Annotated in this window: 15 protein-coding genes; 10 read left to right on the forward strand and 5 right to left on the reverse strand. The window is 69.7% G+C overall.

Features of this window, described 5'->3' with window-relative positions:
• Positions 1-297: 297 nt before the first annotated feature.
• From OG753_RS39460 to OG753_RS39470, 3 genes are all read left to right on the forward strand, one after another.
• Positions 298-945, forward strand: a complete 648-nt coding sequence (locus OG753_RS39460) for a class I SAM-dependent methyltransferase (RefSeq protein WP_405792425.1) — start codon at positions 298-300, stop codon at positions 943-945.
• Between the two features lie 200 nt (positions 946-1,145).
• Positions 1,146-2,654, forward strand: a complete 1,509-nt coding sequence (locus tag OG753_RS39465; protein ID WP_405792427.1) for an FMN-binding glutamate synthase family protein — start codon at positions 1,146-1,148, stop codon at positions 2,652-2,654.
• Positions 2,655-2,675: 21 nt separating this feature from the next.
• Complete coding sequence (locus OG753_RS39470) at positions 2,676-4,403, forward strand: thiamine pyrophosphate-dependent enzyme (protein WP_405792429.1); 1,728 nt, start codon at positions 2,676-2,678, stop codon at positions 4,401-4,403.
• 244 nt (positions 4,404-4,647) lie between these two features.
• Here OG753_RS39470 and OG753_RS39475 read toward each other — a convergent pair whose 3' ends face one another.
• The 5 genes from OG753_RS39475 to OG753_RS39495 all read right to left on the reverse strand — a co-directional run bounded on the left by OG753_RS39475 (position 4,648) and on the right by OG753_RS39495 (position 8,183).
• On the reverse strand, positions 4,648-5,424 hold the full coding sequence (locus tag OG753_RS39475) for a restriction endonuclease (protein WP_405792431.1): 777 nt from the start codon (positions 5,422-5,424) through the stop codon (positions 4,648-4,650).
• A gap of 197 nt (positions 5,425-5,621) precedes the next feature.
• Positions 5,622-6,005: a VOC family protein gene (locus tag OG753_RS39480; protein ID WP_405792433.1), complete on the reverse strand. Its 384-nt coding sequence runs from the start codon at positions 6,003-6,005 to the stop codon at positions 5,622-5,624.
• 119 nt (positions 6,006-6,124) lie between these two features.
• A complete protein-coding gene (locus OG753_RS39485; protein WP_327267065.1) occupies positions 6,125-6,541 on the reverse strand; it encodes a metalloregulator ArsR/SmtB family transcription factor in 417 nt (138 codons plus the stop codon).
• 179 nt (positions 6,542-6,720) lie between these two features.
• Complete coding sequence (locus tag OG753_RS39490) at positions 6,721-7,095, reverse strand: hypothetical protein (RefSeq protein ID WP_327266584.1); 375 nt, start codon at positions 7,093-7,095, stop codon at positions 6,721-6,723.
• Positions 7,096-7,289: 194 nt separating this feature from the next.
• On the reverse strand, positions 7,290-8,183 hold the full coding sequence (locus OG753_RS39495; protein WP_405792435.1) for a hypothetical protein: 894 nt from the start codon (positions 8,181-8,183) through the stop codon (positions 7,290-7,292).
• A 143-nt stretch (positions 8,184-8,326) separates the two neighbouring features.
• Between OG753_RS39495 and OG753_RS39500 the strand changes: the two genes are divergently transcribed.
• The 7 genes from OG753_RS39500 (at position 8,327) to OG753_RS39530 (ending at position 13,917) form a co-directional block, all read left to right on the forward strand.
• A complete protein-coding gene (locus OG753_RS39500; RefSeq protein WP_405792437.1) occupies positions 8,327-8,599 on the forward strand; it encodes a hypothetical protein in 273 nt (90 codons plus the stop codon).
• A gap of 389 nt (positions 8,600-8,988) precedes the next feature.
• Positions 8,989-9,192 carry a cold-shock protein gene (locus OG753_RS39505; protein WP_004986771.1) on the forward strand — a complete coding sequence of 68 codons (204 nt, stop codon included), beginning with the start codon at positions 8,989-8,991 and terminating at the stop codon, positions 9,190-9,192.
• 329 nt (positions 9,193-9,521) lie between these two features.
• Positions 9,522-11,018 carry a DEAD/DEAH box helicase gene (locus tag OG753_RS39510; RefSeq protein ID WP_405792439.1) on the forward strand — a complete coding sequence of 499 codons (1,497 nt, stop codon included), beginning with the start codon at positions 9,522-9,524 and terminating at the stop codon, positions 11,016-11,018.
• A gap of 30 nt (positions 11,019-11,048) precedes the next feature.
• The gene (locus tag OG753_RS39515) at positions 11,049-11,411 is read left to right on the forward strand and encodes an SCO5918 family protein (RefSeq protein ID WP_401284115.1); all 363 of its coding nucleotides are present in this window, start codon (positions 11,049-11,051) and stop codon (positions 11,409-11,411) included.
• A gap of 453 nt (positions 11,412-11,864) precedes the next feature.
• Entirely contained in the window at positions 11,865-12,227 is a 363-nt protein-coding gene (locus OG753_RS39520) for a MerR family transcriptional regulator (protein ID WP_405792441.1), read from the forward strand.
• Between the two features lie 225 nt (positions 12,228-12,452).
• Complete coding sequence (locus OG753_RS39525) at positions 12,453-13,295, forward strand: hypothetical protein (protein ID WP_405792443.1); 843 nt, start codon at positions 12,453-12,455, stop codon at positions 13,293-13,295.
• A 208-nt stretch (positions 13,296-13,503) separates the two neighbouring features.
• Entirely contained in the window at positions 13,504-13,917 is a 414-nt protein-coding gene (locus tag OG753_RS39530) for a hypothetical protein (protein ID WP_405792445.1), read from the forward strand.
• The last annotated feature ends 40 nt before the right edge of the window (positions 13,918-13,957 follow it).

Raw genomic sequence — 13,957 nt, forward strand, 5'->3', positions numbered from 1 at the left:
CTCAACGGCCTGGTCTGCGCCGGCGGTTCGCTGCCGAGTGCGAAGGCTGGGCAGGCCGTCCGCGCAGCTTCGAGGACTTCATCGCGCTCCTGCGCGAATGGGGCGACGTGACGACAGGGGCCGCCCGCCACGGCTGGGGCCTGGTGGGCCCGCCCCAGGGGGTGTGTTGGCGGCGAGGGGGCCGCGTGATGCACCGTGGTCGCAACCGCCGAGCGGTACAGGACGGTTCGCGAGCGGTGCCGACCGGCGCAAGGGCTGCTCTGGGCTCGTCCCGCCACCAGGACTACAGTTGCGGCCATGGCCGTACATCATGCCCTCAGCGCCACCCGCGAGGCCTACGACGCCGCCGCCCGCACCTATGCCCAGCTGTTCCGCGACACGCTGCGCGACAGCCCCCTGGACCGTGCGATCTTGGGGGTCTTCGCCGAGGCCGTGCACGCGAGCGGGAACGGTCAGGTCGCGGACCTGGGATGCGGACCTGGCCACATCACTGCCCATCTGGCAGAACTTGGACTGACGGCATCTGGCGTCGATGCTTCCCCCGCAATGATCGAGTTGGCTCAACAGGCCTACCGGGAGCTGCGGTTCGAAGTGGGCTCGATGGCCGCTCTCAACATCGCGGACGGCGTGCTGGGCGGCGTACTCTCACGGTGGTCCATCATCCACACTCCGCCGCAGGAACTCCCCGTCATCCTGACCGAGTTCCACCGGGTGCTGGCACCTGGCGGCCACCTCCTGATCGGCTTTTCGGCGAGCGACGGTCCGTCTCACCCGACACAGGTCTTCGATCACGCGGTCGCACCGGCCTATCGATGGTCCCCCGATCACCTCGCCGCGATGCTGCGCACGTTCGGACTGGCCGAGGTGGCCCGGATGGTTCGCGAGCCCCAGCCCACCGACCGCCGACAGTTCCAGGAGGTTCAACTGCTGGCCCGCAAGGCCTGAACACAGGCAGCCGGGTCCAACCTTCCCACGTGCCGGACGGGGTACCTGCGGAGGTCGTGACATCGGCACCGGCATCGACAGCGACAGCGACAGGACAGCGGCCCGGTCACGGCGGTCTACGCGGCGGCGAAGCCCTCCCCGATGCCGTCACCGCGGAGGTCGACGCGGTTGACGGCCGGGCTTCGGGACACACGCGCGGTGTGCTGAAAACACTTCTCGTCCTCCTGCTCGGCGCGCTCGTGGCGGTGGCCGCCCGCGACCTCCTGCAGCGCCGGCATTCCGTCCTGCGGAACTACCCGCTGCTGGGGCACCTGCGGTTCGCCCTGGAGGCGCTGCGTCCGGAGATCCAGCAGTACTTCATCGAGCGGAACTTCGACGGCCGCCCCTTCGACCGGGACACCCGCAGCATCGTCTACGAGCGCGCCAAGGGCACCGACGCCGAGGAGCCCTTCGGCACCGAACGCGACCTCTACCAGGTCGGCAGCGAGTACCTCACCCCCTCCATGGCCCCGCGAGCGGTGCGCGTCGATCCACCCAGGGTCCGGATCGGCGGCCCCGACTGCACCCGGCCGTACGACATGGCCCTCCTCAACGTCTCCGCGATGAGCTTCGGCTCGCTGTCCGCCAACGCCGTCCTGGCCCTCAACACCGGCGCCCGGCTGGGCGGCTTCGCTCAGGACACCGGCGAAGGCGGCCTCTCCGAGTACCACCTGAAGCCCGGCGGTGACCTTGTCTGGGAGATCGGCACCGGCTACTTCGGCTGCCGCACCGACGACGGGGACTTCGACGCGCGTCAGTTCGCTGAGAAGGCGGCACACGAGCAGGTCAAGTGCGTTTCGTTGAAGATCAGTCAAGGCGCCAAGCCCGGCATCGGGGGAGTACTTCCGGGCCCCAAGGTGAATGCGGAGATCGCGGCGGTCCGCGGTGTTCCACAAGGGCGGACCGTGATCTCGCCACCCTTCCACCGGGTCTACTCCACCCCGCGCGAACTGGTCCTCTTCCTGGCCCGGATGCGCGAGCTGGCGGACGGCAAGCCCGTCGGTTTCAAGCTGTGCGTCGGCTCGCGCCGTGAATTCCTCGCCGTGTGCAAAGCCATGCTGGAGGAGGACACCACGCCCGACTTCATCGTCGTCGACGGAGCGGAGGGCGGCACGGGCGCGGCTCCACTGGAATTCGCGGACGGCGTCGGCCTGCCGCTCGGTGAGGGGCTGATGACCGTACACAATGCCCTCGTGGGGGTCGGCCTGCGCGATCGCATCCGGATCGGGGCCTCCGGCAAGGTCGCCACCGGAAGCGACCTCGTCAAACGCCTGCTCCAGGGCGCCGACTACACCAACGCGGCCCGCGCGATGATGTTCGCGATCGGCTGCATCCAGGCACAGCGCTGCCACACCAACGCGTGCCCCGTGGGGGTCGCCACCCAGGACGCACGACGTGCCCGCGCCGTCGACGTGGGCGACAAATCCCGGCGCGTCGAGCGCTACCAGCGGGCCACGGTCGAGAGCGCCCTCAGGATCATGGCGGCGATGGGAGTCGACGGCCCGTCCGGGCTGCGCCCGCACCAACTGCTCCAGCGGGTGGACCCGCACACCGTGCGCTCGTACGAGGAACTGCACGAATGGCTCACGCCCCGACAGCTGCTCGCATCAGCGCCCGAGGGCTGGGCATCCGACTGGCGGGCGGCCGACCCGGACCGCTTCACCCCGTGAGACGGAGGGAAGGACACCGCTGTGGCACGAACCGTGGCCCATGTGATCGTCGACGCGCTGAAGGACCTGGGCGTCCGGCACGTCTTCGGCGTCGTCGGAGACGCCCTGAACCCACTGACCGATGCGATCCGCACCACCGACGACCTGACCTGGGTCGGCTGCCGGCACGAGGAGGCCGCCGCCTTTGCGGCGGGGGCGCAGTCACAGCTCTCCGGCACCCTAGGGGTGTGCATGGGCACGGTCGGACCCGGCTCCGTGCACCTCCTCAACGGGCTCTACGACGCCGCCAAGAGCCGTACCCCGGTCCTCGCGATCTGCGGACAGGTCCCGCTCGCGGAGATCGGCAGCGACTACTTCCAGGAGGTCGACAACGACCTGCTCTTCCGCGACGTCGCCGTCCACCGGGCCACCGTCACCTCCCCGGACCAGATGCCGCGGATGCTGGAGAGCGCCGTACGCGCAGCCGTGACCCGCGGCGGCGTCGCCGTCCTGACCGTGCCCGGCGACCTGGGCGACCAGGAGCTCGGCGACGACCGTCCGGCGCGCATCACCCTCGAGCGTGCCGTCACCCGGCCGGACGAGCCCGCCCTCGCCGAGGCCGCCGAACTCCTGAACGCCGCGTCCCGTGTCACCCTGCTCGTCGGCCGCGGAGCCCGCGACGCCCGCACCGAAGTCCTCCGGACCGCCGAGCTGCTCAGTGCCCCCATGGTGCTCACCCTGAAGGCGAAGGAGGGCTTCGAGGGCGACAACCCCTTCCAGGTCGGCCAGACCGGCCTGATCGGCAACCCCGCCGCCTCCCACGCCCTCGACCGTGGCGACGTGCTCCTCATGCTGGGCACCGACTTCCCCTACCGGGACTGGTACCCGAAGGACTGCAAGGTGGTCCAGATCGATGCCCGCGAGGAGCACCTGGGGCGCCGGGTACCCGTGGACGCCGGTCTCGCCGGCGACGTGGGCGCCACGCTGCGCGCCCTGCTCCCCCTGCTGAACGAGGTACCCGACCAGGCACACCTCGACGATGCCCGGGACCGGTTCACTCAGTGGGAGGAGGGGCAGAGCCGCCTGGCCGACCCCGCCCACGAGCACCGCTGGACCGGCAGGCTGCGCGCGGTACTGGACAACCCCGACCACGACATCCGGCCGGAGGCGCTCGCCGCCGCGGTCGACCGGTACGCGGCCGAGGACGCCGTCTTCACCTCCGACACCGGGATGGCCACCGTCTGGCTCTCCCGCTTCGTCACCATGCGGGGAACCAGGCGCCTGATCGGCTCGTACAACCTGGGCTCGATGGCCAACGCCATGCCCCAGGCCCTGGGCGCCCAGCTGTGGGCTCCCGACCGCCAGATCGTCGCGCTCTGCGGTGACGGCGGGCTCAGCATGCTGCTCGGCGACCTGATGACCCTCGCGACGTACCGGCTGCCCGTGAAACTCGTCGTCTTCGACAACCGCCGACTGGGTATGGTCAAGCTCGAACAGGAGCAGGCGGGCCTGCCCGAATTCGGCACGGAACTCGACAACCCCGACTTCGCCGCCGTCGCCACGGCGCTCGGCCTCACCGGGATCCGCGTCACCGATCCGGCCGACCTCCACGACAGTGTGCGCCGGGCGTTCGACACCCCGGGCCCGGTCCTGCTGGACGTACTGACCAACCCGGAGGAAGTGGCCGTACCGGGCAAGCCGACCGTCGCGCAGGGGTGGGGTTACGCCATCGCCAAGGTGAAGGAGATCCTCCCGAGCCGCGAGAACTGAGCGACCCGGGGGCGTGCCACGAGGTGCGATGCCGTCCGAGGCGGGCGCCGTGCTCGCCCTGGCCTTCCTGACCGCCGTTGCCGGCGACGCGACACCGACGCGTCCACCAGTCCGCACCACTCAGCTCGCGAGAGCGAAGCGCTCCACTTGACCGTCCCGGAGATCTGCTCCCTGTTCAACGCCGTCCTCGGCCTGGCAGCCGTAACCGCTGCCAGGCCTCTGCACTGGTCAATCGGCGCAAGTGCTAAGCGTCGGCATCGGTCACCTGGCCGGCACGCGCCGCGGACGCGGCGGTCCATGGCGGCGGCGTGTGCGTCTGCGTCCACGCCGCCAGGCCGTCGCCGTCGACGCAGACGATGTCGCAGGCTGCGGCGTACTCGGCGGCCGGAGCGGTGAACTCGCTGGTGGTCACGACGACGGCCACATCGGCCTCGTGGACGGCGAAGCAGGTGCCGCCGAAGCGCTGGAGGTCCTGGGAACCGACCCGGTTGCCCTCACCGTAGTGCTTGCACTGGATGACCACACGCAGCCCGTCCGCCGTCGTGGCGATCACATCGGCTCCCAAGTCCCCAGCACCACCGACCACTTCCACCTGCGGGCAGCCATCCCGAGCGCACAGCGCTGCGACCGTGTGCTCGAAGCCGTCCGCGTCCACGGTCGTGTGGTCGAGGGCGCTCGAATCCACCTCGGGCAGGTCCGTGGTCTGCGGTTCGGCCGCCGGGGAAGCGCCGGATGCCGGCGCACCCGGGCCCATCGGGCCGCGCGGACTCGGCGGGCATGCGGTGGAACGGCGGAGCCCGGGGGAGATGCTCCACCGCGCCAGCGCCACACCGGCGGCCAGGAGGAGCACAGTGACAACGGGCAGCACCGGTACACCCCCGCCCGTTTCCACAGCTGCCTTGACGAAGACGGCCGCTCCGCCCAGGCAGATCCCCACCAGCCCCACCGCCAGCACGAGGTCACGCCCCATGGACGTCACGCGGACGCCTCCGCCACGCCGACGTCCTCCGGTTGCTGCCATGCGGACCCCTCCTCGCTGGACACGCCCTCTGTCCTTCCCCACACATCCCTTCTCGTCTGATCACAATGGGCGGATCCAAACGGCCCCGCCTGTCACGAAACGATCATGCCGATCGGCTCCGGGCTTCCGGGCTTCCGTGCCTCCGGGCTTCCGTGCCTGCGAGCCTCGGGGCCTGCGGGCTTCGGGGCCTGCGGGCCTCAGGAAGACATTGCCGCGTGATCGGACTCGCTGCGCAGGACGCAGAATTCGTTGCCTTCAGGATCGGCGAGTACGGCCCAGCCCGCGCCGCCGGGCGTCCGGCGATCAGTGACCAGGGTGGCTCCGAGGTTCAACAGCCGCTCGACCTCCTCCTCGCGCGAGGTCGTCGGACGCAGGCACAAGTGGATCCGGTTCTTGATCGTCTTCGGTTCCGGCACCTGGTTGAAGTACAGCACCGGACCCTCCGCAAGCACCACCGGGGTCTCCCGGTCGCCCGGCCTGCACTGCGGATGCGGCGGACAACCGGTCACAGCACTCCAGAACCGAGCCAGCTCATACGCATCCGCACAGTCGATCGCCACGTTCTGCACTATCGAAACCATGCGGATCAGCCTGCCTGAGCACTGATCGTCCCGCCACCAATATGGCGCCCGGGCCCCGGCCCCACCTGCACGTTTGCCGTCTGTTGCCGGGTGCCGGCTGTCGACTCGGACCGGTGCGCTCACGGCCTGTCGGCCCCGGCCCTGTCCGCCACCACGCGCCCGGTCCGGTCCCCGGCCGCTGACCTCTCGCGTGCACCCTCCGCCTGTGGTCCCAACTGTCGCAGTTCGGCGAGGAGTTCACTCTGACCCGCCAGGAGTTCGGTCAGGATGCGGCGTGCTGCGCGCAGGAGGTCGGCCACGTCGCCGCCGGCCAGGGCGTAACTGACGGTGGCTCCGTCGCGGATGGACACGACGATGCCGGACCGGCGCAGGACCGCCAGCTGCTGCGAGAGGTTGGACGCCTCGACATCGATCGCGGCGAGGAGGTCGCGTACGGGTACGGGGCCGTTCTGCAGGAGTTCCAGGACGCGGATGCGGACTGGGTGTCCAAGCATCCGGAAGAACTCGGCTTTCGCCTGGTAGAGGGGTACCTGCATGCCCATGGACGCTCCTGCTGTTGCTTCAAACCTTGCTGCTGCGGCGGGCTTCCAGCCTGTCGGTCACTCATACATTCATACGGAGGGGCCCACGCATGCCCGCGTTTGATTCGTTTCCAATGTGTCGGATTGAAGAATTCTTCAACTCGTGGGCATGCGTGGGCGCAAGAACGCCGGGCTCAGAGCTCCAGGGCCGCCTCGACGCGCTTGAGCTGGTGACGGGCCATGGCCAGGTTGGATTTCGCCTTGTCCAGTACGACGTACAGGAACAGGCCGCCGTGGTCCCGCCCCTTGAGCAGCCGGATCAGGTGGTACTGGCCTCCGAGGGTGATCAGGACGTCCTCGATCTCGTCGTTCAGGCCCAGCATCTCCATGGTGCGGACCTTCGCGCGGATCACATCGGTGTTGCCCGCGGCGGCGACCGTGAGGTCGAGATCCTTCCCGCCGCCGAGGGTTCCCAGCGCCATGCCGCTGGTGTAGTCCACCAGCGCGGCTCCCATCGCACCCTCGATCGAGGTCATCGTCTCCTTCAAGGAGACCTCAACGTTCGCCATTGGCACTCGCTCCCTTTGTCTCTACGGTCACCGTCCGGTGCTCGGTTCGTGGTGACACCGGACAGCTTGTGAGGACGACGTTACCGAGCGTGCGTGACGATGTATGGGGAACGAAAGATTGCGTGGAATGTCCGCACCGGACACCGGGACCTGCCAAGACCTGCCGACGGGTGCCCGAGCCAGTGCGGCAACGGTCACGGCCGCCCCGGCCCGGGCGGTCGTCCGGGTGGCGGGAGCGTCCGGTGGGCCAGCCGGATCATGAACGATTCCGGAGGCTGCCAGACGTCCCGGTCGTCGAAGGACCATGCGTAGATCGGGGCTCCGTCCCGGACGCAGTCGAGCAGGCCCGGCGCTGCGAGCTCGCGCGCCGACCACTCGTAGAGCTGCTGCAGTCTTGGAGCGATCACCCCGAAATCGAGAAGGCGGCCGAACCCGACCTCCCGGTCGAGATTGGACTGCACGGTGTCGCGGAGCGGGTACTCGTCGGGCAGCACGCGGGACAGCTGCAGGAAGATCCCGGTCATCCCCAGCCTCGGGTCACCGAGGAGCGGGGCCAGGGGGCGGAGAGGGCCGAGAGAGAGTCGGGGCGCTGCGACGAGGGCGTGGGCGTAGAGCACGCGGCACAGGACGACGTTCGTGAAGAACCGCTCGGTCGCGTTCTCCGCCTCCGCGAGACCGCGGTTCTCGAGGTAGGCGGCGACCACGCTCCCGTTGTGTGCCCGGTACCAGGCCCGGGCGGTGGGGCGGTCGGCGAAGGACAGCCAATGTGAGGCCGTACGCGACGAGGCCGGCCCGGGGAGCCCACCGCTGAGGCCCACCGCCTCGCAGCCGTCACGGAGAATGCGTTCGTTCACCGCACGCCACCACGGGCTGCCGGGCCGGTCGGCGAACGTCGGCTGCAGCACGCCGCGCCGCAGCTGCCAGCGCATGAACGACATCGCCGCCCGTCGGAACGGCAGATGCCGGGGTGCCTTGCCGAACGGGCCGTAGTAGCAACGCTCCATCAAGGCCATCCGCCCGGCGGGATCGTCACGGACCGAACCGACCTGCCGCCCGGCCCAGGCCGCGGCCGTGACCTCGGACTTCATGCCCACAGAGTCGCACAAACCGCACACATCAGATCGATGGCCCGGCCCGGCGGCGGTTGGCTCACCCTTCACCGGGCGCCGTGAACGAACCGCAGGTCGGGAGGTTGAAGCCCCTGCCGACGCGGCCGCTCGGGAGTACCGCCATGGACATGGGACTGCCGACCGAATCGCTGTCCGGTTCGTGGGAGCGCACACGGTCGGCACGCGGCGCCCCCGCGCACACGCAGCCTGCGGCCGCGTCTTCTTCAGCCCCCGCCCTGGACGGCTGGACGCGGGTCATCGGCGACTCCTGCCAGGACACCCACCGCACCGGGGTCCTTGCCCTCTCCGCGTGCGGCTGGGCCCACGGCCACCCGACCGGGGCGCTGCCGGTGTGGCGTCGCCGTCGTCCGGTCCGGGCGGGGCAGGCTGCGTGATCTCCGCCCGAGGCGGCCGTCGAAGCGTGCCCGGGGCCCACTGGGGCCGGATCGCCCCCGCGGCGGGTGCAGCAGGGCTCGCTCGCCCGATCGCTGTCCTGCCCGGCAAGCAATATCTGTGCCCGCGCGATGAGAATTACACGAACCGCACAGTGAAGCTTTTTCCTGCAGTGGGCGACGTGAAATTTCGCACCGTACGCCGGGTGTGGATGCGTGCTACTGTCGATCTCAGTTGCAGTTGTGGTTCCCAAAAATTCAAGTTCCCCAGCAGGTCTCTGACCCTGGGAGTGCTTTTAGTTTTCCGGTCATTTTCGGACGGGGTAATCATCGCGGCGACACGGAATCCGCACAGTGCGGATCCTGATGTACTGCCCCAAAGGAGATATGACATGGCTACTGGAACCGTGAAGTGGTTCAACGCGGAAAAGGGCTTCGGCTTCATCGAGCAGGACGGTGGCGGCGCTGACGTGTTCGCCCACTACTCGAACATCGCCGCCCAGGGCTTCCGTGAGCTGCTCGAGGGCCAGAAGGTCAGCTTCGACATCGCGCAGGGCCAGAAGGGCCCGACGGCCGAGAACATCGTTCCCGCCTGACGCTGACGCGTACTTCGTAGCTGGGGCCCGCATCCTTCGGGGTGCGGGCCCCAGCTGCACGCATTTTTCGTGCCGCGCCGCCCCGCACCAGCTGCGAGGGCGACGCCGAGGAAACCGCAGTCCCTCCGTGCGCGGATCCTCCCCCGGCCCACACACCGGATTCACGCCCTGAAGGCGTCACCCATTTTGCGCTGCCTGTTCCCGCGAGGAGCTTCGGCCCGGCCGGACAGGTTCGCTTCGCATTTCCATTCGGCCCGTTCTTGCAATTCTCCGCGCACTGCACCGCCGCGGGAATTCCTTGATATGCGCCGTATCGAGGAAGGTTCCGCATGAACCGCACACGCACGAACGACCGATTCGCCCGTACGCGCAACAGCAGCGCAGGATCCGGCAAGAGCGGCGGCCGCTTCGGCGGCTCGGCCCCCAGCCGGTCCAGTGGCCCGAGCCGCTCGGGCGGCTACGGCCGTCGGCCCGCCGCTGTCCAGGGCGAGTTCGCCCTGCCGAAGACGATCACTCCCGCGCTGCCCGCCGTCGAGGCCTTCGCCGACCTCGACATGCCGAGGGAACTGCTCGCCGCACTCACCGTGCAGGGCTTGACCGTGCCGTTCCCGATCCAGGGCGCCACCCTGCCGAACTCCCTGGCGGGCCGTGACGTGCTCGGCCGTGGACGGACCGGCTCGGGCAAGACCCTGGCCTTCGGACTGGCCCTGCTGGCCCGTACGGCCGGCCGGCGCGCCGAGCCGCGCCAGCCGCTCGCGCTGGTCCTCGTACCGACCCGCGAACTGGCCCAGCAGGTCACCGACGCCCTCACCCCGTACGCCCGCTCCGTCAAGCTCCGGCTCGCCACCGTCGTCGGCGGAATGCCCATCGGACGGCAGGCCGGCGCGCTGCGCGGCGGTGCCGAGGTCGTCGTCGCCACGCCGGGCCGGCTGAAGGACCTGATCGACCGCGGCGACTGCCGGCTGGACGAAGTGGCGATCACCGTCCTGGACGAGGCCGACCAGATGGCCGACATGGGCTTCATGCCGCAGGTCACCGCCCTGCTCGACCAGGTGCGCCCCGAGGGGCAGCGGATGCTCTTCTCCGCCACCCTCGACCGCAACGTCGACCTGCTGGTGCGCCGCTACCTGAGCGACCCGGTCGTCCACTCCGTCGACCCGTCCGCCGCGGCGGTGACGACGATGGAGCACCACGTGCTCCACGTACACGGCGGCGACAAGCACGCGGCCACCACCGAGATCGCAGCGCGCGACGGCCGCGTCATCATGTTCCTGGACACCAAGCACGCCGTGGACCAGCTCACGAGCCACCTCCTGAACAGCGGGGTGCGGGCCGCGGCCCTGCACGGCGGGAAGTCGCAGCCGCAGCGCACCCGCACCCTGGCGCAGTTCAAGACCGGGCACGTGAGCGTGCTCGTCGCCACGAACGTCGCCGCCCGCGGCATCCACGTCGACAACCTCGACCTGGTCGTCAACGTGGACCCGCCCACCGACCACAAGGACTACCTGCACCGCGGCGGCCGCACCGCCCGCGCCGGCGAGTCCGGCAGCGTCGTCACCCTGGTCACCCCGAACCAGCGCCGCGACATGACGCGCCTCATGGCCGCCGCCGGGATCACCCCGCAGACCACCCACGTCCGCTCCGGCGAAGAGGCCCTGCGCCGGATCACCGGCGCCCAGGCGCCCTCCGGCATCCCGGTCGTCATCACCGCTCCGGCGGCCGAGCGGCGTCCGCGCAGTGGCTCCGGCTCGCGCGATCGCCGCCGCCCCGCCGCGGCGGGCCGGCGTAGGCCCGTACGGCAGTCCTCTGCCGACGCCGCGGCGTGAAAACCCTTCCACTTCCCCTTGTGAGGCATCATGCGCTGCGTCATCGCCCGATTCCCGTTCGACCTGACCAAGAGCGGCGTGCTGGAGTCGATGAAGGGCATCAAGCCCGAGCCCGTCGAAGGTGAGTCCGTGATCATCGGACGCCGGCAGTACCCGGTCAAGCAGGTCGGCCAGGTCGTCACCCGCCAGGACCGCCGGGATTTCAGCGCCGGTGAGGTCGTACGGGCCATGACCATGCTCGGTTTCACCTGCCGCGGCCTGCCGCAGGCGCCCGCCGCGCCCGCGCCCGGCCTCACCCCGCTCCAACGGGCTTCGGCGATGCTCGGCGCGCCCGAGCCGGTTCCCGCGCCCCAGCCCGCTTCGGCACCCGCGCCCGTACCGGTTTCCGTCTGACCGCAGCGGCACAGCAGTGAGGGCCCGACCGCACACGCGGTCGGGCCCTCACTGCTGTCGTGGTGATGCTGTGGTGCGCTGAGCTGCGCTGCGCTGTTCGAGAGAAGATCTCTTACGGTCGAACACGAGAAAATCTATCCCAGTCACAGTAGACATCTGGTTCCGACGTGCATATGGTTTCTCTCGTAGCCAAGATCGAAGGAATGGAGGAAGCAGACGCCATCAGGATCGCCCGGGCAAGGACGCACGGCCCGGGTACCGTACGACCCCCGAACGGAAGGTGGTCCCCGGTCAGGCATTCGCGATCCCCGCACTCCGCCCGTCTACAGGGCGTGACAGCGGAAACAGAAGGTCGGCGCAGCACTGAGGCCGACAGATGGTGTTGAATTCCCTTCAGGGCCTTGGTGCCGTACGGCACCAAGGCCCTTCGACGCGTCCCAAGAAGAGGTGCAGATGACAGCGGATGACTCGCTCGGCGGCCGGCTGGACGACGATGACTACCCCGCCTACACGATGGGCCGGGCCGCCGAACTCCTCGGCGCGACCCCTGGCTTCCTGCGCGCCATCGGCGAGGCCCGTCTGATCACACCGCTGCGCTCCGCAGGCGGGCACCGCCGGTACTCCCGCTACCAGCTGCGGATCGCGGCCCGCGCACGGGAGCTCGTGGACCAGGGCACGCCGGTCGAAGCCGCCTGCCGCATCGTCATCCTGGAGGACCAGCTCGAAGAGGCGCAGCGCATCAACGCCGAGTACCGGCGCGCCGCGACCGCCGCGCCCACACCTGCGCCGAGGCCCACGCCGGACGATTCCCGCTGAGCCTCGGTCACCCGGCAGAGGGACACCGTCAACTGCACGCAGGCGCGCGAGCGTGCACGGCAGTTCATGCAATTCCCTTGATTGCCCGTGGATTTGGTGCCCGAGTGCCCCGGTGGCCTTCCGGATCCGGTGCTGGCAGCGGCGGGCCGTGGCTCTGATGCGCCGGAGCGCAGTACGTACGTTTCGCTGACCCACCGGCGCTCCCTGCGGCACTAGGCTCGGGCCGTGGGACAGCCCGAGCAGCGCGTCGAAGGCGCAGGACCGTTCACCACCCGACTCACCTGGGAGCGCCCTCAGGGGGAAAGGGTGGTCTGGGATTCGCGGCCGGCGCGCAAGCGCGGCACGCTGACGGTCCGTGGCCCGGGAGAAACGGCCGACCGGCCCTCGGCGGCCACCCCCGAGGCTCTGCACCGGCTGCGCAGGCTCAACACCGTCGCCTCCGGAGCGTTCGTCGTCGGCGGGCTGCTCTTCGCCCTCGGCGCCGCGATGTCCCAGTTCGGCGCGGGCGATCCGCTCCAGAGTGCCTGGGTGTACTTCACCGGCGGTCTGTTCTTCAACCTCGGCGGCTACGTCTCGCTCCTCCAGGTACTCAACGGGCCGCGCCACGCCCCGGGAGGCGGCTTCCAGGACACGGGCGGCTGGAGGTGGTGGGGATACGAGCCGATGCGGCTCGACTGGCTCAGCACCTTCGTCCTGTTCTCCGGGACGCTCGTGTTCGCCGTCAACCTGCTGGACTCCTTCCTGCAGGGCCTCTCCGTCCAGCAGGTCAACCGGCTGATCTGGACTCCCGACGTCATCGGATGCGTGCTGTTCCTCGTTTCTGGGCACCTTGCGTTCGCCGAGATCTGCCATCGATTCCTGCCCTGTATCCGCTCGCGCAGCCTCGGGTGGTGGGTCGTCGCGGTGAACCAGTTCGGCTCGCTGCTGTTCATGGCGTCGGCACTGGCGGCCTTCACCAGGCCCGCCACCGGAAGCCTGGTCAATGTCGACATCGCCAACTGGGCGACGCTGACCGGCGCGCTGTGCTTCTCGATCGGCGGTGTGCTCCAGTACTTCGAACGGCCGTAGGCTCTCGGTCCTCCCCACCAACTCGCTCGGTTCGCTCAGGGATTTGGTCCGGGCCGGGATCCTGCCGGTTCAGGGCTGGACGATGATGGAGGCGCACAAGTGTGGGGGAGTCGGGCCGGGCCGGGTCACCGGTCTGCAGGGGAGGGTTCGGTAGCTGATGTCGACGGGTGTTCGACCGCAAGAAGGCTTGCGGTTCCTGGTCATTGCAATGGGTGTCATCGTCGCGGGACTGGCCGGATTCCTCGTCGAGCTGGCGGCGGGCCAGGACGGTGAGCCTCTCAAGGTCACCGATGTGGAGGGGCTCTGGTCGGCAACGGACGGGGGACGTCTGACCGTCCGGCCGGACGGCTCCGCAGAACTGGAGGGGGTCAGGGATCCGAAGGAGGGGTGCGGACGGTCCAACAGCACGGTCGGCTCCGCGTATCCGGGGCCGACGACCTGGGAGTTCGACACCTACCCCGACGAGTCACCGGGCATCAGGTTCGACTACCGGGGCATCGAAACCGGGCAGAAGTGCAGTGTCTACCTGTCCATCACCGGCTCCGACAAGCACGGCGCCAAGGGCTTCTTCCCGCATCGCCCTGAGCAGCAGTATGCGCGAGGTGCCGTACAGGCCGGCTGACGTGCCCGGACAGCTCGCGGGGCGGCGGGCGAGCCGGTGA

Source organism: Streptomyces sp. NBC_00029 (genome assembly GCF_045160505.1).
In the GTDB taxonomy this organism is placed as follows: Bacteria; Actinomycetota; Actinomycetes; order Streptomycetales; family Streptomycetaceae; genus Streptomyces.

Coding starts and splice junctions, on each gene's coding strand:
- OG753_RS39460 (WP_405792425.1), top strand. CDS start 298: ATGGCCGTACATCATGCCCTCAGCGCCACCCGCGAGGCCTACGACGCC.
- OG753_RS39475 (WP_405792431.1), bottom strand. CDS start 5,424: ATGGCAGCAACCGGAGGACGTCGGCGTGGCGGAGGCGTCCGCGTGACG.
- OG753_RS39480 (WP_405792433.1), bottom strand. CDS start 6,005: ATGGTTTCGATAGTGCAGAACGTGGCGATCGACTGTGCGGATGCGTAT.
- OG753_RS39485 (WP_327267065.1), bottom strand. CDS start 6,541: ATGCAGGTACCCCTCTACCAGGCGAAAGCCGAGTTCTTCCGGATGCTT.
- OG753_RS39490 (WP_327266584.1), bottom strand. CDS start 7,095: ATGGCGAACGTTGAGGTCTCCTTGAAGGAGACGATGACCTCGATCGAG.
- OG753_RS39495 (WP_405792435.1), bottom strand. CDS start 8,183: ATGAAGTCCGAGGTCACGGCCGCGGCCTGGGCCGGGCGGCAGGTCGGT.
- OG753_RS39500 (WP_405792437.1), top strand. CDS start 8,327: ATGGACATGGGACTGCCGACCGAATCGCTGTCCGGTTCGTGGGAGCGC.
- OG753_RS39505 (WP_004986771.1), top strand. CDS start 8,989: ATGGCTACTGGAACCGTGAAGTGGTTCAACGCGGAAAAGGGCTTCGGC.
- OG753_RS39510 (WP_405792439.1), top strand. CDS start 9,522: ATGAACCGCACACGCACGAACGACCGATTCGCCCGTACGCGCAACAGC.
- OG753_RS39515 (WP_401284115.1), top strand. CDS start 11,049: ATGCGCTGCGTCATCGCCCGATTCCCGTTCGACCTGACCAAGAGCGGC.
- OG753_RS39520 (WP_405792441.1), top strand. CDS start 11,865: ATGACAGCGGATGACTCGCTCGGCGGCCGGCTGGACGACGATGACTAC.
- OG753_RS39530 (WP_405792445.1), top strand. CDS start 13,504: ATGGGTGTCATCGTCGCGGGACTGGCCGGATTCCTCGTCGAGCTGGCG.